The following is a 16,610-nucleotide window of genomic DNA, read 5'->3' on the forward strand; positions in this document are numbered from 1 at the left end:
ATAATTTTCTGGTCAAATGTTTAAAAAGGTATAGGACAGGCCGGTTATGTAATATTCTCTATTGAATGCTATACATAATGAGGTGAAAGAATGAATAAGTCTTACTTATTAGATAATGAAGGAATGAGAACGAGAACGGATATACCGAATTGGGTTGCGAAAGAATTTCAAAATTTTTCAAGCATCGTGTTAGAAGCAACTTTCCCATGTTATTTCGGTTTAACAGCATTGAAAAAGAATGAACTTCGTTATTCATTTCTTTCTCATAATGATTGGAGTCATTTGCCACATACAATGTTATCTTTTTTAGAATTAATGAAAGAGCGGCCAATTGTAAGAAGAGGATTTTTTCTTTTTGTGGAACCAGAATGGGAAGAACAATCACTTGAATATTATCGTGATTACTTTTGGAAAGTACTACAGTATTTACATGAACATGATAATCAAACATGGCCGCAGCAAATTCCTGAAGATCCAGATCATTATTTATGGGAATTTTCATTCGGTGGTGAACCGATATTTGCATTTGGGAATGCACCCGCTTATAAACAGAGAAAGACTAGGCATTTAGGGAATTCACTCGTTATTGGGTTTCAGCCACGTACCATTTTCGATGGATTAGAAGGTGATCGTCCTAAAGGGGCCTATTCAAGGCAAATGGTTCGTGAACGAGTTGAAAAGTGGGATCAGCTGCCGAAACATCCTAACATTAGTCATTACGGTGATCTTGACCATCGAGAATGGAAACAATATTTTATTGGAGACGATATTGAGCCAATAAAAGGGAAATGTCCTTTTCATCATAAGGTAGAGAAATAAGAGCCATCATCTAGATGGCTCTTTTGTATATTTTGGATAAAAAAGGGTATTTTATTATGAAAGCTAGTCTATTTTTAAAGGTTACATCATTACTTAATAGTAAAGGAAGTAGAAAGGATAGAGCGATGTTTGGAGCAATTATACAGCAAATTGTATTAGGTATTTCATTAGCGGCACCAGTAGGTCCAATTAATATTGAAATGTTAAAACGAGGAATTGAACGCGGGTTTTGGCATGCGTGGGTTGTTGGAATTGGTGGAATGACTGCAGATGTTTTGTTTATGCTTCTCATTTATTTCGGTTTATCTTCTGTGTTTATGTATACATACGTACAAGCTCTTATGTATTGCACGGGGTTTTTCTTATTATTTTATTTAGGATTTCAAAGTGTAAAACAAGGAATTTCCCACTCGAATATGGAATATAAAAAAGAAGAGGTAGGTGGCCTTAAACAATCGTTTATGGCAGGATTTTTAATTGCTATATCCAATCCATTAAATCTTGTTTTTTGGTTTGGTATATATGGAAGCACACTTAGCTCATTGCTTACGAAGGTAACGAAACAAGAAGCTTTCTTGTACAGTCTATGCATTATTGTTGGGATTATTTTATGGAATTTAAATATTGCTTTTTCTGTACATTTTGGAAGGACTTTATTAAAACAGAAAGCACTTGGCTACATAACAGCCGGAGCAGGTATTATTTTAGTAGGATATTCTATCCATTTTGCATACAAAGCTTTACAGTTGTTCACATAAGATTGAAGGGGAGATTTTTATGTATCGAACCACTATTGACGGAAAAGAAATTATTATTACGTTAGCACCAAAAATCCGAAAAGAAGTTACTGATAGGGATCCATTATATGAAGCGGTATTTAATACTGCAGCCAGATTGCTACAAACGAAACAACCAACGTTTGCAGTAAATCATGAAGTATTTGGACTCATTATTGGAGAGGTACAAAGGGGAGAAGTAACAGTGTTTGCAGTAGAACACATTATTCCGAAGCAAAATATATTTGGAACAAACAATTTTTTCTCGACAATAGAACAGCGGGCAAATTTGTAAAGTGAATAGAAAAGAAATAGTCGTAACGATACGTTGCGGCTGTTTTTTTGGAAAAAGGGGAAGTAAGATGAAGAGAGTAGGGAAAGAGTTCTTTTTACAGCATGATATTGTTATTATGTATAGTATTTTATTTATTTTCATCATTATTTTAAAAATGCAATTTTTCACATGGATCGGTATGTTAGCGTGTCTGTTTGGTATTGTTTTTTATACGCTTAACGAATATATGACCCATCGTTTTTTATTCCATTTAAAGCCGCCTAAAAACGTATTTTTATTAAAAATGTTAAGAAGATTACATTATGATCATCACGTATACCCAGATGATTTGAAACTTTTATTTTTGCCTGTATGGTTTAGTGTACCTAGCTTTACTATATATTTACTTATATCATATGGTATTACAAAAAGTGTTACTGTTACACTTTCATTTGGAATCGGAATGATTATCATGCTCCTTGTTTATGAATGGAAACATTATATTGCACATAAGCCGATTCGTCCCGTCACTAAGTTTGGAAGGTGGCTAAAAAAACAGCATATATTACACCATTATAAAAACGAAAAGTTTTGGTTTGGTGTTTCAAATCCAGTATTCGATTTTATATTTGGAACGCTTAAAGATGGAAAAGACGTTGAATTAAGCGAAACAGCTCGTAATTTAGAAAAGGAAAGAAGTGGTGCGATAAGCACCACTTCTTTCTTAACGAGGAAAAAATGTGTACGGGTATTTGTTAGAATCGGGCTAATAATCGGTGTGGGGTGTACGAAACCCATACGGATTTAAGTTGCACTTTATTGTGAAAAAGTATATTAAAAATTTAGAGAAAATTGACGAAAAATGTCTACCGAAAAATCTTTGCAGGAATGTATGGATTGTCTAAAATGAAAATAAGTTTCTGAATATTTATAAAATTTAGCCTTTGTGTATACGAAGGGGAAGTGTATTTCGAGTTGGAGAGGGGAGTAGGGGATGAAACGAGATGATACGTCAGCACGTAAGTTGCAAAATGAAGTGAATTATACAGAGGTTGTTCAGTCAGAAGAATTTCAATTGTTATTAAATACGAAGAAGAAGTTTATCGTTCCAATGAGTATTTTCTTTTTCAGTTTTTTTATTGCGCTACCTATTTTAACATCGTATTCGAAAGTGCTTAATACACCAGCATTCGGTGATGTGACATGGGCATGGGTATTTGCTTTTGCGCAATTTATTATGACATGGTCATTATGTATGATTTATAGTAAGAAAGCTCAATCCTTTGATGAAATTTCGCGGAAAATTCTACAAGATATGCAAAAAGGGAGGAGTTGAATTTGAATACTACTGCGTTTGCACTATTTTTAATTATTGTTCTTGGTACGCTCGTCATAACCTATTTTGCATCGAAAAAAACGAAAAATGCGAGTGAGTTTTATACGGCTGGAGGGGGATTAACGGGTTGGCAAAATGGTCTGGCCATCGCTGGGGATTATATGTCTGCTGCGTCATTCCTCGGTATTGCTGGAGCGATAGCGTTAACTGGATTTGATGGATTTTTTTATAGTATTGGATTTTTAGTTGCGTATTTAGTCGTATTATACCTAGTTGCAGAACCGCTTAGAAATTTAGGGAAGTACACATTGGCGGATATGATTGCAGCGCGTTTTGATGCGAAAAAAGTTCGCGGTATTGCTGCCCTGAATACGATGACAATTTCAATTTTTTATATGATTGCCCAATTAGTCGGTGCGGGTGCACTTATTAAATTATTATTAGGAATAGAATATACGACAGCAGTTTTAATCGTTGGCACATTAATGACAGTGTACGTTATTTTTGGTGGTATGACTGCTACGAGTTGGGTACAGATTGTTAAAGCTGTATTACTAATGGCTGGTACATTTATTATTTCTGTTATCGTTTTTGCAAAATTTAATTTTAGTGTGACTGAAATGTTTGCTCAAATGAAAACAGCTACGCCATTAAAAGATTCGTTTTTGAATCCAGGAGTAAAGTATAAAGATGGTCTTGATACACTTTCTTTAAATTTAGGACTAGTACTTGGTACAGCTGGATTACCACATATTCTTGTGCGCTTTTTTACAGTGCGAGATGCAAAAACGGCACGTCAATCTGTTGTGTATGCGACATGGCTAATTGGCGCATTTTATATTATGACAATTTTCTTAGGGTTTGGAGCAGCAGCGTTTGTAGGAAATGAGGCGATTATTAAAGCAAATCCTGCTGGTAATATGGCAGCACCTTTATTAGCTAAAGCATTAGGTGGGGACTTCTTATTTGCTTTCGTATCAGCCATTGCCTTTGCAACCATTTTAGCTGTAGTAGCAGGACTTGTATTAACAGCAGCATCAGCATTTGCGCATGATTTTTATAACGAGATTATCCGTAAAGGAAAGTCTACGGAAAAAGAGCAAGTGTCAATGGCTCGTTATGCTTCGATTGGAGTAGCTGTAGTATCTATTATACTTGCGTTATTTGCGCAAACCTTAAACGTAGCATTTTTAGTTTCATTAGCATTTGCAGTCGCGGCTAGTGCAAACTTACCAGTTATATTATTTACAATCTATTGGAAGCGTTTTAATACAACGGGTGCCATTTCTGGTATGGTCGTTGGACTCGTATCAGCAATTGTTCTTGTAGCGTTAAGTCCAAACGTCTGGAACCCTGTAGCTGGAAAAGCTATTTTTGTTGGAGAAGCCTTATTCCCATATACGACACCTGGCATTATTTCGATTCCGCTTGGTTTCCTAGCAGCATATTTAGGAACTATTTTCTCTAGTAAGAAAGAAGATGTAGCGAAGTTTGATGAAATTCTTGTGAAATCGAATACTGGTCATGGTATTAGCGACGCATCTTCACATTAAAAAAGAGGAGCTTTTCGTATTAAAAGAAAAGCTCTTTTTCTTTTGTCATTTTCTTATAAAGTGAAACTTTAATCAGTAGGGGGGCATACTCACTGATTATTAGCCCGCACCAATCGGGCTTTTACGGGCAGTTAATCTCCCACCTAACTTCTTTGCTCCAGCTGAATTTTGGGGTGGGAGTTTTACTACCCGTTAATGCGGGATAAATATTACTGTGTTGTAAGTAGGATTTGTCATAATTTTGTGGAATGAAAATAAGCAAGAAGAAATTTAAATCATCATGGCACCAGCGCAGCTTTTGTGAAAAATAAGTTGTTATGGAAGGTGGAAGAAATGATGAAAACGAAACAAACTGACGAATTATTAGCAAAAGATGAGCAATATGTTTGGCACGGCATGCGTCCATTTAGTCCAAGTAGTACAATGGTAGGGGCAAAAGCAGAAGGGTGCTGGGTTGAAGATATACATGGAAAAAGATATTTAGATGGTATGAGTGGTCTTTGGTGTGTGAATAGTGGGTACGGAAGAAAAGAACTCGCAGAAGCGGCTTATGAACAATTACAAACATTATCGTACTTTCCGATGTCGCAATCACATGAGCCAGCAATAAAGCTTGCTGAAAAGTTAAATGAGTGGCTTGGAGGAGAATATGTTATTTTCTTCTCAAATAGTGGGTCAGAAGCGAATGAAACAGCTTTTAAAATAGCAAGGCAATACTATGCACATAAAGGTGAACCACATCGTTATAAATTTATGTCACGTTACCGAGGATATCATGGAAATACAATGGCGACAATGGCAGCGACGGGACAAGCGCAGCGTAGATATCAATATGAGCCTTTTGCCTCAGGATTTTTACACGTAACACCGCCAGATTGTTATCGTATGCCAGAAATGGAATCACAAAATATTTATGATGTAGAGTGTGTGAAAGAAGTAGATCGTGTTATGACATGGGAATTAAGTGAAACGATAGCCGCATTTATTATGGAGCCGATCATTACAGGCGGAGGTATTTTAATGCCACCACAAGACTATATGAAAGCTGTTCATGAAACATGTCAAAAACACGGTGCGCTACTCATTAGTGATGAAGTGATTTGTGGTTTCGGGCGTACAGGAAAAGCATTTGGATTTATGAACTATGATGTTAAGCCTGATATCATTACGATGGCGAAAGGTATTACGAGTGCATACTTACCATTATCAGCAACAGCTGTGAAAAAAGAAATTTATGAAGCATTTAAAGGAACTGGGGAATATGAATTTTTCCGCCATATTAATACATTTGGTGGAAACCCGGCGGCTTGTGCATTAGCACTTAAAAACTTAGAGATTATGGAAAATGAAGATTTAATTGGACGCTCTGCACAAATGGGCTCACTTTTATTAGAGCAATTAAAAGAAGAAATCGGGGAACATCCGCTAGTTGGAAATATTAGAGGGAAAGGTCTATTAGTAGGAATTGAACTTGTAAATGATAAAGAGACGAAAGAACCGATTGATAACGACAAAATCGCGACTGTTGTAAATGCTTGTAAAGAAAAAGGTTTAATTATAGGACGAAACGGTATGACAACAGCAGGGTATAATAATGTTTTAACATTAGCGCCGCCTCTTGTTATTTCAAATGAAGAAATTGCTTTCGTTGTTGGTACGTTGAAGACAGCGATGGAGCGTATTTAATCAAATAAAAGAACAAAAGTGAGCTGTAATATAAGGCTCGCTTTTGTTTATTACTTGAAATATGGTAGTTTTTTAAAGGGAGGGGATATGAATGGAGAAATATGACCCTAGTCAACATTATCACATCGGATATTATGAAGATGGATATGATTTAGAAGTGACAGCGTACAAAAGAATAAAGGAACCAGTTTGGGATGCTTATATTCCGCACTATGAGGTAGACGATTTTTATAAGAAAGTGGAGGAAATGAAGCTAGGTGAATATATCGATGACTATGGCATTAAAGTATATTCATTTCGTGATAATATTGATGATGAAGAAGCAAGGACTATTTTTGAAAAATGGTTAAAGACGAATGAGATTGTTTAAAGGGAAAATGAAAAAGGAGATTACTATTTTATAAAATAGTAATCTCCTTTTATTATAGTAAACTTATTTACTTGCTTTCATTGCTTTATCTTTGGCACCAAAAGTGTATTTTAACATTGGTGGTGTAATCATTGTAGTTAAAATAACGACAATAACGATAGCTGTAAAGTAATCTTGTGCTAATAGTCCAGAAGAAAGACCTGTTCCTGCGATGATAAGTGCAACTTCACCACGTGAAACCATTCCAGCACCGATAATTGCAGAAGACTTTGCATCAAATCCAGTCATGCGTGCACCAAATCCACAACCGATTAGTTTTGTGAAGACAGCGATAACTGTTAATGCTAAGATGAACCAAATTTGATTACCAATACCATCAAATGTAATATTCATACCGATACTAACGAAGAATACTGGAACGAACATTGCGTAAGCAATCGGTTCTACTTTCTTTTCTACTTCATGTTTGTAGTTCGTTTGAGAAATTGCGATACCAGCTGCGAAAGCACCGATAATACCAGCAATTCCTAATAATTCGCCGAAATATGCGAATGAGAAACAGATAATAAGAGCCGCGCTCACGATAGACTCAGATACGCGTAATGGTGATAACCAACGCATAATCGCTGGAACACCTTTCCATCCGATTAAAATAATAGAAGCGAAGAATACGACCTTCTTCAAGATAACCATTGTTAAGTTAACATCGTCTGTGCCTAAGAAGCTCATTGCGAATGCTAATAAAATAACAACAAGAATGTCATCAAATACAGCTGCTCCAAGCATCGTTGTACTTTCACGTGTTTTCATCTTACCTAAATCGCGAAGTGTTTGAACGGAAATACTAACACTTGTCGCACATAGAAGTAATCCTAAAAATACAGCGTTCCCTTGTTCCATTCCCATAACAAGACCGGAAACATAACCACCTACGAATGGAAGAATGATACCTCCGAGTGCAACTGCTAAAGAAGAGTTACGATTTGCATTTAATTCTTCTAAGTCTGTTTCAAGTCCAGCCATAAACATTAAAAGAATAACACCAACATTACTTAATTGTGTTAGAAGTTCTGAGTTTTCAATCCAACCTAATACAGCTGGACCGATAACGATACCGACAATTAATTTACCGAGTACAGAAGGTTGACCTAATCTAACACTAAGGTCACCAGCAAGCTTTGTACTTAATAAAATAAGTGCAATTTGAAAGAAAAATTCGAATTCCATTTGATCCTCTCCTTATCACTTTGTATTTTTATTAAACGATTTCTCGGAATTTGCCTAATGAAAATATGTAAAACCCATTAAACAAAAGGTCTGATTACAAGTTCTTTTGAACTTGTAATTTGAACCTGTAATCAATATATAATAAAATTTATAAAAAATCAATGAAAAAATAGCAGATTTTCATGATGAGATTCGATTTAGGTATGGAGGGAATCAATATATAATAAGAAGAAATAAGGAAACATTTTTAATGAATTGGAGAATGGAATATGTTAATAAACAAACGCTTTACAATTGGAGAAATGGCAAAAATGCATAATATCGCAGAATCTACATTAAGGTATTATGATGAAAAAGGAATTTTTCACCCGTCTATTGTCGATCCGCAAACGAATTATCGTTATTACACAATTGATCAGTTTTCACTGTTAGATACGATTAAATTTTTACGACAGTTAAATATTCCGTTAAAGGAAATTAAGAAATATATTGATGAGCGGAATCCATCTTATGCGCTTAATTTACTTGAAAAGCAACAAGAAATGATGTTAAAGAAGCAAAGAGAAATTGAGTATGCTTTAGCAAAAATGGAACATAGAATTTATGTAATTAAGGAAGCGACGAAAGTAAAAGCTGAAAAAATCATAGTTAAAGAAATCCCGCAGCGAAAGATTACAGCGATTGCGGTTGCACCAAATACAACAGATGATATGTTTGAGTATTATATCCATTCGTTGCAGAAAAATATGAAACAAATAGATAATAGCTTATTCTCTGGAGATATCGGTGTAACGGTTGCCAAAAAAGCATTAATTCAAAATGAATTTCAATCATACAATAGTGTTTTTATTCTTTTGGATTATATGCCTTTTCAAGTACATAGTTCAGATGAAATTAAAGCAGGTATATTTGCGTGTGCTTATCATCATGGACCATATGAAGAAACAGATGAAACATACAAGGAGTTAATGAAATACATCTCTCAAGAGGGATATGAAGTGAGCGGAGATTCGATTGAGATTGCATTAATTGATTGGTCTGTAACAGAAAATCCAGAGGAGCAAGTAACGGAAATTCAAATCCCTATAATGAAAAAACAATGAAATAAGGTGTAAGACTCGTACTAATTACAAATCGGCATCAATGACGATAATTAAGTTACCTATTTTTAAATTCTCTCTTGACCTTCAAGTTACTTGAAGGTTTAAACTGTGAACAGAGTGTTGAAAAAAGGAGCATATTAGTATGGAAGCAACAGAAAAATTAAGAGAAAAACCGATAAAAAGTTTATTTATTTCATATTTAATACCAGCAGTTCTCGGAATGGTATTAATGTCAGTTAATATTGTGATTGACGCGGTCATGATTAGTAGGGGAGTTGGAGCGAACGGTTTAGCGGGAGTAAACGTCGCTATTCCAGCATTTTCGATTTTCTTCTCCATTTCATTATGGATTGGAATGGGTGGAGCAACATTATATTCGATTGCACTAGGCGAAAATAAACTTGAAAGAGCAAGGTCTATTTTTACGCAATCTATGACTGTAGCAGTTATTATCGTAGGCGTTTTAGCGGCTATTTGCGTATGGAGAATAGAAGATTTAGCATACTTATTCGGTGCAAATGAAGTGATTTTACCGTATGCGTTAGACTATTTACACGTGTTATTAACATTTGGAATGATATACGTGTTAGAAAATATTTTAAGTACATTTATACGAAATGATGGAAATCCTAATTTAGCAATGGCAGGTCTTGTTGTAACGGCTGTATTAAACATAGTGTTTGACTATATCTTTATTTTCATCTTTGGATGGGGTGTAACAGGTGCTGCTTCAGCGACTATTCTTTCGGCAGCAATTGGTTTCCTTGTATTATTAACTCACTTCTTTAGAAAGAGTAGTATTTTAAAGTGGACGAAATTCCATTTTGAATGGGATACGGTTAAACAAATAATGGTGATTGGTTTCCCAAGTTTTACAGCAGAAAGTACAGTAGCAATCGTAACGATTGGTTTTAACATCGCATTCGTTCAATATGCAGGAGAAGTAGGAGTCGCTTCCTATGCAATGGTGAATAGTATTCATGCGATGGCATTACTATTATTCTTTGGTGTTGGAGCAGCATTACAACCAATCGCAAGTTTCCATTACGGTGCAAATTTATCAGAAAGATTGCGTGAAGGATTACAGTTTGCTGTGAAGATTGCGGTTGTACTCGGAGGCATTGCGATAATTGTCGGATTATTCTTCGGGAAATATATCATTGGTCTATTTGATGTCCAATCGCCAGAACTATTGGAGTTAACGTTAACAGGTATTAGCTTGTTCTTTATCCAATACGTATTTTTAGGCTACAACATTGTGTATGGAGAGTACTTCCAATCAGTGCGACAAACGAAGAAATCAGTACTTATTATAATGAGCCGAGGGTTACTATTTATTATTCCGTTGTTATGGATTATGCCAAAGTTATTTGGAATAAACGGAATTTGGCTCGTTATGCCGGTTGCGGAAGTATTGACAGCAATTATCGTATTTATGATGAATCGTATGAAACATCCTGTTCCGTTACATATGGCAGGAAAGAAAGAAGCAATATAATGAAGAAAATCCCCTTGAGCAAGTAAGGGGATTTTTTCATTCTTTTAAACTAATCGCAAAAGACCCATCCGTTTCTTGAACAGACGCAAAAGCCACATTTTTAATATTTGTGATGCCTTTTTCTTTTAACTCTTTATATAACCACTTTTCGTCTTTATGGATCAACTTTAAGTTATCGTATTGAATTTGAGAATCGACAATAAGGGCGATTGGTAATCCAGCATACTTAACATGTATATTCATATCCTTTGGAGTCAATGGTACAAGTTCTCGCTTTGGTAAAATGCTAATGGCTCCATTCGCTTCTAAAATAGCGTATTCAATTTCATGAACACTTGGATATCCGGCGACGCGAAGGTTAGAAAGCAATTCGGGTATGGGATATCTACTTTTTTGTAAGTTCTCAAAAATAATATCACCATGTTTAATTAAAATAATGGGGTGTCCGAGAATGAAACGATTTAGTTTGTTGAGTAAGCTTAATTTTGTAAGAAGTAAGTGCAAACATGTAATAACGACCATACCGAGAAATGCTTGTAAAGCACCAGCGACTGGTATGGCTTGAAAAGCTAAATAAGATAAAAAAATAATAGCCCCAAAATCATGAGGAGTTAGTTGTGCTAATGCGGATTTACCGAGTAACTTAAGCGATAGTAAAAATAAAATAAAAAAGAATGATACGTTACATAAAAAGAGAAGCAATAGGGACACTCCTTCGTGCGAAGTTGTACTTACTATTCCCAAAAATAATAGAAATATTACCTTTTAGAGGATAAATAAGGGTTATTTGGAATTTGTCTGTATACAAACGAATAAATGGATATTATGATGAAAGAAGCAAAGAACATAGGAGTATATGGATATGAGAAAGAAGAAAATAATTAAGTATATTATAGCAATTATAACGGTTTGCGCTGTGTACGCGGTTTTTTTACAATATAACATTTATAAGCATGGGCATATGAAAGCTACCGACGATGCTGATTATATCATTGTATTAGGCTCGAAAGTAAATGGGACGAAACCATCGTACTCATTACAATATCGTATTGATAAAGCAGCTGAATATTTAAAATCACATGAGAAAACAATCGCTATCGTATCTGGCGGACAAGGAAAAGGTGAAGATATTTCAGAAGCATTAGCGATGAAACAAGGATTAATGAAACAAAATATTGCAGAAGACCGTATTATAATGGAGGATAAATCAACGAGTACAGATGAGAATATTACATTCTCAAAACCGTTAATTCCAGCCAATATGAAAAAAGGTATGATCGTAACGAACGATTTCCATATGTTTAGAGCGAAAAAAATAGCAGCAAAACAAGATTTGCAATTAGAAGGGCTTCCTGCCAAAACACCGAAGCCCATTATCATTTCATCAAATGTCCGAGAATATTTAGCGATTACGCAATATTGGTTTATGAATCGAATATAGTGAAAGTGATCCCGCCCGAAATTTGAGGCGGGATTTATTTTGAGGAAAATCTTACAAAACTGTCATCTTAGTGAAAGGTAAAGCGATAGTTTCTAGAATGGATTCCTGACATAATAAAGATAACAAAAACTATTTAGAGGTGAATCGGATGAAAGGAAATAATATTCTATCTTCACTATGTTACTTTAGTATCTTTTTTGCGCCATTTTTACTACCAATTATCGTGTACTTCGTTGCGGAAGATGAAGTGAAATATCACGCGAAAAAAGCATTTTGGTCACATGTTTTTCCGTACGCAATCTTATTTGCTGGATTAGCAGTATCAGGTGTATACGGTTTAGGCTTCGATCAATCTGATGGTGCGGGAATTGGGATGACTATCACATATGCAGTATTCATTCTTGTAGGAATTTACTACTTCATTTGGAATATCGTAAAAGGTATTAAAGTTTTGAAAGCAGCATAATAAGACAAGAAATAAATTGGTGTAATCCTGTCGTTATTTGTCGGTAAATTGATATCTCTTGTCGAATCGTTGATATATTCGAAAAATCGTTGATATAGTGCAAGGAATCGTTGATATATTTAAATTATCGTTGATATAATTTCATTTACCGTATTGATAGACATTTTAAAAAGAGCAATTCAAAAAGAATTGCTCTTTTTGTGCTTATAAGTTGTGAATATTGAAAAAGATATGTTAATTTTTCATTATGAAGAGAAAAAAGGAGTGTTTTTCATGAATGAGATCATACATAAAATGGAGCAACACGTTTCAGTTCGTAAATATAAAGAAGAATCCATTCCGAAAGATGTAGTAGAAAGAATGGTTCAAGCTGCGCAGCATGCCGCTTCTTCGCATTTTGTACAGGCCTATTCTGTTGTATATGTAACCGATCAAGACCTAAAGGCTAAACTAGCAGAACTATCCGGAAATCGTCACGTGAAAGAGTGTGCAGCATTCTTTGTTTGTTGTGCAGACTTAAAGCGACTTGAAATGGCGTGTGAAAAGCATGGTACAGAGATAAAGCATGAAGGAGTGGAAGATTTTATCGTTGCGACGGTAGATGCTTCACTTTTTGCGCAAAACTTAGCACTAGCAGCGGAATCATTAGGATACGGTATTTGTTATATTGGTGGTATTCGTAATAACCCGAAAGAAGTGAGTGAATTGCTTCATTTACCGGATAAAGTATATCCTGTGTTTGGAATGACAGTCGGTGTGCCAAATGAAGAACATGGAGTTAAACCACGTTTACCGGTAGCAGCAATTCTTCATGAAAATGGATATGATGAAAAGAAATATGATGAATTATTAAACAAATATGATGAAACGATGAGCGCATATTACAAAGAAAGATCATCAAATCAAAAAAACATAACATGGACGGAATCAATGAGCTCATTTATGTCCAAAGAGAAAAGAATGCATATGAAAGAGTTTTTAAGTGAGAAAGGGTTAAATAAAAAATGAGTAAAAAGACAAACCTGAGATGCGGGTTTGTCTTTTTTAAAAGGAGAAATGAGATAGTTTTCGAATAGCTATAGAGGGAGGAGATAAAATGAAGAAAGCTTTAATATTTCTATTTGATGGATTTGCAGAATTTGAAGTGAATATAGCGAGCTTGTTTTTGAAAAGTAAGGAATTTGAAATAACAACGGCAACTGTAGACGGAAAAACAGTTACAGGAGAAGGCGGTTTTTTGTGTCAACCACATGCCTCTATTGAGCAAATTAAAATAGAGAACTATGAAGTGTTTATCGTACCAGGCGGACATATTTTTGATCATTTAGAAAATGAACAATTGTTATCTATTGTGAACAAATTACATAAGCAAAATAAATGGATAGCGGGTATTTGTGCCGGAACATCTTTATTACATGCAGCAGGAGTGCTGAATAAGAAGAGATTCTCAACATCATTAACATCAGATGAAAAACAATTAGCACATTTACATGAATGGGAATATAAACAAAACAAAGATGTAACTGTTGATGGAAAAATAATAACAGCGGTAGGATCTGCGTACGTTGAATTTGCTACTGAAATAATGAAGCAACTCAATTTATTTAATGAAGCTGAAGCGAAGGAGAACTTGCAATACTTTAAAAATGTAACAGAGCTTTGTGATGAAACGTTAGTATAAGTGAATAAATTAATTGTTAATACCTAAGTTCAGATTGTAGATACTACTTTCTGAACTTAGGTATTTTATTTGTTATCATATACATAGAAATAAAAAATTGATAAATTTTTACAAAAAATGATAGAAAATGAGAATGAAATGCCAATAGTAAGTAAAAGCAGCTGCTAAAGGGGAACTGAGGAAGGATGATGTTTATGATTTTCGATTCTGAAGAGGATTTAATTATAGCAATGAAAAAACGTGATCAAGATGCTTTGAAAGAAGTGATTGATCAATATGGAAAATTAATTTTGTACATTATTCATAAATCATTAAGTACCCCTATTGAAAAACAATATGTGGATGATTGTTATAATGATGTATTTACTATCATTTGGTTTCAAATCGAACAATTTGATATAGAAAAGGGCAACTTAAAATCTTGGATGATTGGTATTACTAAATTAAAGGCATTGGAATATAAAAAGAAAGTATATAAAGAGAATAAAATTGATAAAGACGTAGAAATAGATGCAGGTATCCATGATAAGTATGAAATAGAACAAGAAGAAGAGATTATGGAAATCGTACAAGATTTAAATACAAAGGATCGATATATCTTTTTAAAGAGGTATATTGATGGATATTCCATTGACGATATTGCAAAAGAATTAAAAGTAACGGCTGACTATATATACAATCGAATCTCTTGTGGAAAGAAAAAACTTCAAAAACTGTGGAAAGGGAGTGTGTAATATGGATAAAAGATTATTATCGATGTTAAATGAGCTCCAATATTCAGAAGAAGAAATTACACGTTTAGAGAAAGAAGCGAATGAGTCTATAAATATAGATAAGTATTATTTAAGAAATGGAGAACTATTAAAAAAATTAACTGTACAAATGTTAGAAGAATCAATTCGCAACGAATTACAAGCTGATGAAGAAATTCAGAAGGAACTGTTAGTAGACGAAGGATGTATGGTAAATAGTAAAGTCATACCAAATATATTATACGCAGGAGCTACCTTTTATTATTATATCGTTTTAACGAATAAAAGGGTGATAATGAAAGGGTTAGATTGTTATTTTAAAAAGACAAATGAACATAGCGTGCCAATAGAGGATATACAATCTATTTCGCAACATAAAAAAATGAAAAACGTTTTTGAGATTAAATATAATAACAATTATATACAGTTTGGAAGTATTGCGTATGCACATGAAGTTGCGATGATTATTATGGAGTTGAAAAAACGCGGAGTAAAAGTAGAAAAGTATACAGATTTCGAAAAAGGTTTTTTCTTATTCTTTAATATACTCGTGATAGTAAGTTCAGGTCTTTGCTTTATAAAATATTTAATGTAAAAGGCGGCATAATAGCCGCTTTTTATCGGATGATTTTGTAGCTTAAAAATACAACAATAATTTCATTTAAACCAAGCTGTTATTGCGCAATCTAAAGCATTTTCTATAACAAATGCAAACTATCAATAAGAAGATAAATACCTGTACAGCTCAAAAGGATATATGTAAATATTTTAAAAACTTGTTGATTAAGCCATTTGAAAATAATTTGACCTATAAACAAACCTAAAAATACAATTGGAATTGCATAAAAACTTGATTTCCAAATTGTTATGTCCGTTCCAGTAAAGAGTATTTGAGTTAGTAGACTAATGAAATATATAAACAGATAAAAAGCCAAAGTAGTTGCTCTCAACTTCTCTTTTTCAGTATCAGTTCCTGTAAAGTAAAGTAACAAAGGAGGTCCGGGCATACCGATACTCGTCGTTAAAAGTCCTGATAATCCACCAACTACGAAATCTCTAAACGGTGTTGATCTAACTTTAACATTGCATATTAGCAACAATGTTAATAGTAAGAGTAGGATGCTAATTGTTAATTTAAAAGTGTTTATGTTAACGGAAATGAAGATTAAAATTCCAAAAGGTACACCGGCTATACTTCCAAAAATAAACCGTTTCAGTAAAATAAAATCAACGTCCATTCTTATTTTCCAAATGAGTGATATTGAAATAATTAATGATAAAATAATGTTTATTTGTATAGCTTCTTGCGGTAGAAATAACATGAGTAAGAAAGGTGTTGCCATTATAGAAAAGCCAAAACCTGTACTGGCTTGCAAAACAGAAGCCACCAATATTATACATATGAAAATTAATGTAATCTCCAAAATAGCCCTCCTATTTAATCAAATTCAATACATATTTTATTACTACGAAAATCGAATGTAGCTGTTTGGAGCCTATAGAATAAGTGCAATCTTTCACAATCTTACTTTTATTTTAACATAAATATTTGATTTCCTCTCAAATGGTGTTCAAGTAAAGGGCCTTTTCATGAAATGAAATGACTTGTATTTTATTTAATTTGATTG

The 16,610-nt window shown here is 34.1% G+C and carries 19 protein-coding genes; 16 read left to right on the forward strand and 3 right to left on the reverse strand.

Annotated elements, in window-relative coordinates; genetic code table 11:
• The first annotated feature begins 90 nt into the window (after positions 1–90).
• The 8 genes from JDS98_RS04805 to JDS98_RS04840 all read left to right on the forward strand — a co-directional run bounded on the left by JDS98_RS04805 (position 91) and on the right by JDS98_RS04840 (position 6,814).
• Positions 91–819: a YqcI/YcgG family protein gene (locus JDS98_RS04805; protein WP_001043781.1), complete on the forward strand. Its 729-nt coding sequence runs from the start codon at positions 91–93 to the stop codon at positions 817–819.
• Between the two features lie 14 nt (positions 820–833).
• Positions 834–1,577 (forward strand): LysE family transporter, encoded by a 744-nt coding sequence (locus tag JDS98_RS04810; RefSeq protein WP_001196845.1) that lies wholly within the window; start codon positions 834–836, stop codon positions 1,575–1,577.
• Positions 1,578–1,596: 19 nt separating this feature from the next.
• Entirely contained in the window at positions 1,597–1,890 is a 294-nt protein-coding gene (locus JDS98_RS04815; protein ID WP_000286380.1) for a hypothetical protein, read from the forward strand.
• Between the two features lie 67 nt (positions 1,891–1,957).
• Positions 1,958–2,677 carry a sterol desaturase family protein gene (locus tag JDS98_RS04820; protein ID WP_199633604.1) on the forward strand — a complete coding sequence of 240 codons (720 nt, stop codon included), beginning with the start codon at positions 1,958–1,960 and terminating at the stop codon, positions 2,675–2,677.
• A 186-nt stretch (positions 2,678–2,863) separates the two neighbouring features.
• Positions 2,864–3,205, forward strand: a complete 342-nt coding sequence (locus tag JDS98_RS04825) for a DUF485 domain-containing protein (RefSeq protein WP_000817371.1) — start codon at positions 2,864–2,866, stop codon at positions 3,203–3,205.
• 2 nt (positions 3,206–3,207) lie between these two features.
• Complete coding sequence (locus tag JDS98_RS04830) at positions 3,208–4,758, forward strand: solute symporter family protein (protein WP_001098226.1); 1,551 nt, start codon at positions 3,208–3,210, stop codon at positions 4,756–4,758.
• Positions 4,759–5,094: 336 nt separating this feature from the next.
• Entirely contained in the window at positions 5,095–6,444 is a 1,350-nt protein-coding gene (locus JDS98_RS04835) for an aspartate aminotransferase family protein (protein WP_199633605.1), read from the forward strand.
• Between the two features lie 91 nt (positions 6,445–6,535).
• A complete protein-coding gene (locus JDS98_RS04840) occupies positions 6,536–6,814 on the forward strand; it encodes a DUF3986 family protein (RefSeq protein ID WP_000417075.1) in 279 nt (92 codons plus the stop codon).
• A 63-nt stretch (positions 6,815–6,877) separates the two neighbouring features.
• Here the strand turns inward: JDS98_RS04840 and JDS98_RS04845 are convergent, their stop codons facing one another.
• On the reverse strand, positions 6,878–8,041 hold the full coding sequence (locus JDS98_RS04845; protein ID WP_000393900.1) for a cation:proton antiporter: 1,164 nt from the start codon (positions 8,039–8,041) through the stop codon (positions 6,878–6,880).
• Between the two features lie 269 nt (positions 8,042–8,310).
• On the opposite strand from JDS98_RS04845, the gene JDS98_RS04850 reads away from it, so the two are divergent.
• Both JDS98_RS04850 and JDS98_RS04855 read left to right on the forward strand, forming a co-directional pair.
• On the forward strand, positions 8,311–9,144 hold the full coding sequence (locus tag JDS98_RS04850; protein WP_000906738.1) for a MerR family transcriptional regulator: 834 nt from the start codon (positions 8,311–8,313) through the stop codon (positions 9,142–9,144).
• A gap of 142 nt (positions 9,145–9,286) precedes the next feature.
• The gene (locus tag JDS98_RS04855) at positions 9,287–10,642 is read left to right on the forward strand and encodes an MATE family efflux transporter (RefSeq protein ID WP_199633606.1); all 1,356 of its coding nucleotides are present in this window, start codon (positions 9,287–9,289) and stop codon (positions 10,640–10,642) included.
• Between the two features lie 36 nt (positions 10,643–10,678).
• On the opposite strand, the gene JDS98_RS04860 is transcribed toward JDS98_RS04855, so the two are convergent.
• Positions 10,679–11,344 carry a DUF421 domain-containing protein gene (locus tag JDS98_RS04860; protein ID WP_000923918.1) on the reverse strand — a complete coding sequence of 222 codons (666 nt, stop codon included), beginning with the start codon at positions 11,342–11,344 and terminating at the stop codon, positions 10,679–10,681.
• Between the two features lie 160 nt (positions 11,345–11,504).
• On the opposite strand from JDS98_RS04860, the gene JDS98_RS04865 reads away from it, so the two are divergent.
• The 6 genes from JDS98_RS04865 to JDS98_RS04890 all read left to right on the forward strand — a co-directional run bounded on the left by JDS98_RS04865 (position 11,505) and on the right by JDS98_RS04890 (position 15,577).
• A complete protein-coding gene (locus JDS98_RS04865) occupies positions 11,505–12,083 on the forward strand; it encodes a YdcF family protein (protein ID WP_199633607.1) in 579 nt (192 codons plus the stop codon).
• Positions 12,084–12,231: 148 nt separating this feature from the next.
• Positions 12,232–12,549, forward strand: coding sequence for a magnetosome magnetite crystal formation protein family (locus tag JDS98_RS04870; RefSeq protein ID WP_000678051.1), 318 nt, complete (start codon positions 12,232–12,234; stop codon positions 12,547–12,549).
• A gap of 273 nt (positions 12,550–12,822) precedes the next feature.
• The gene (nfsA, locus tag JDS98_RS04875; protein WP_097957091.1) at positions 12,823–13,557 is read left to right on the forward strand and encodes an oxygen-insensitive NADPH nitroreductase; all 735 of its coding nucleotides are present in this window, start codon (positions 12,823–12,825) and stop codon (positions 13,555–13,557) included.
• Between the two features lie 88 nt (positions 13,558–13,645).
• Positions 13,646–14,230 (forward strand): type 1 glutamine amidotransferase family protein, encoded by a 585-nt coding sequence (locus tag JDS98_RS04880; protein WP_000709455.1) that lies wholly within the window; start codon positions 13,646–13,648, stop codon positions 14,228–14,230.
• A gap of 188 nt (positions 14,231–14,418) precedes the next feature.
• The gene (locus JDS98_RS04885) at positions 14,419–14,964 is read left to right on the forward strand and encodes a sigma-70 family RNA polymerase sigma factor (protein WP_141555909.1); all 546 of its coding nucleotides are present in this window, start codon (positions 14,419–14,421) and stop codon (positions 14,962–14,964) included.
• 1 nt (position 14,965) lies between these two features.
• On the forward strand, positions 14,966–15,577 hold the full coding sequence (locus JDS98_RS04890; RefSeq protein ID WP_199633608.1) for a PH domain-containing protein: 612 nt from the start codon (positions 14,966–14,968) through the stop codon (positions 15,575–15,577).
• Positions 15,578–15,680: 103 nt separating this feature from the next.
• On the opposite strand, the gene JDS98_RS04895 is transcribed toward JDS98_RS04890, so the two are convergent.
• On the reverse strand, positions 15,681–16,406 hold the full coding sequence (locus tag JDS98_RS04895; RefSeq protein ID WP_000406807.1) for a sulfite exporter TauE/SafE family protein: 726 nt from the start codon (positions 16,404–16,406) through the stop codon (positions 15,681–15,683).
• Positions 16,407–16,610: the final 204 nt, after the last annotated feature.

The organism is Bacillus cereus group sp. N11, assembly GCF_016483605.1.
In the GTDB taxonomy this organism is placed as follows: Bacteria; Bacillota; Bacilli; order Bacillales; family Bacillaceae_G; genus Bacillus_A; species Bacillus_A toyonensis.

Coding starts and splice junctions, on each gene's coding strand:
- JDS98_RS04805 (WP_001043781.1), top strand. CDS start 91: ATGAATAAGTCTTACTTATTAGATAATGAAGGAATGAGAACGAGAACG.
- JDS98_RS04810 (WP_001196845.1), top strand. CDS start 834: ATGGCTCTTTTGTATATTTTGGATAAAAAAGGGTATTTTATTATGAAA.
- JDS98_RS04815 (WP_000286380.1), top strand. CDS start 1,597: ATGTATCGAACCACTATTGACGGAAAAGAAATTATTATTACGTTAGCA.
- JDS98_RS04820 (WP_199633604.1), top strand. CDS start 1,958: ATGAAGAGAGTAGGGAAAGAGTTCTTTTTACAGCATGATATTGTTATT.
- JDS98_RS04825 (WP_000817371.1), top strand. CDS start 2,864: ATGAAACGAGATGATACGTCAGCACGTAAGTTGCAAAATGAAGTGAAT.
- JDS98_RS04835 (WP_199633605.1), top strand. CDS start 5,095: ATGAAAACGAAACAAACTGACGAATTATTAGCAAAAGATGAGCAATAT.
- JDS98_RS04840 (WP_000417075.1), top strand. CDS start 6,536: ATGGAGAAATATGACCCTAGTCAACATTATCACATCGGATATTATGAA.
- JDS98_RS04845 (WP_000393900.1), bottom strand. CDS start 8,041: ATGGAATTCGAATTTTTCTTTCAAATTGCACTTATTTTATTAAGTACA.
- JDS98_RS04850 (WP_000906738.1), top strand. CDS start 8,311: ATGTTAATAAACAAACGCTTTACAATTGGAGAAATGGCAAAAATGCAT.
- JDS98_RS04855 (WP_199633606.1), top strand. CDS start 9,287: ATGGAAGCAACAGAAAAATTAAGAGAAAAACCGATAAAAAGTTTATTT.
- JDS98_RS04865 (WP_199633607.1), top strand. CDS start 11,505: ATGAGAAAGAAGAAAATAATTAAGTATATTATAGCAATTATAACGGTT.
- JDS98_RS04870 (WP_000678051.1), top strand. CDS start 12,232: ATGAAAGGAAATAATATTCTATCTTCACTATGTTACTTTAGTATCTTT.
- nfsA (WP_097957091.1), top strand. CDS start 12,823: ATGAATGAGATCATACATAAAATGGAGCAACACGTTTCAGTTCGTAAA.
- JDS98_RS04880 (WP_000709455.1), top strand. CDS start 13,646: ATGAAGAAAGCTTTAATATTTCTATTTGATGGATTTGCAGAATTTGAA.
- JDS98_RS04885 (WP_141555909.1), top strand. CDS start 14,419: ATGTTTATGATTTTCGATTCTGAAGAGGATTTAATTATAGCAATGAAA.
- JDS98_RS04890 (WP_199633608.1), top strand. CDS start 14,966: ATGGATAAAAGATTATTATCGATGTTAAATGAGCTCCAATATTCAGAA.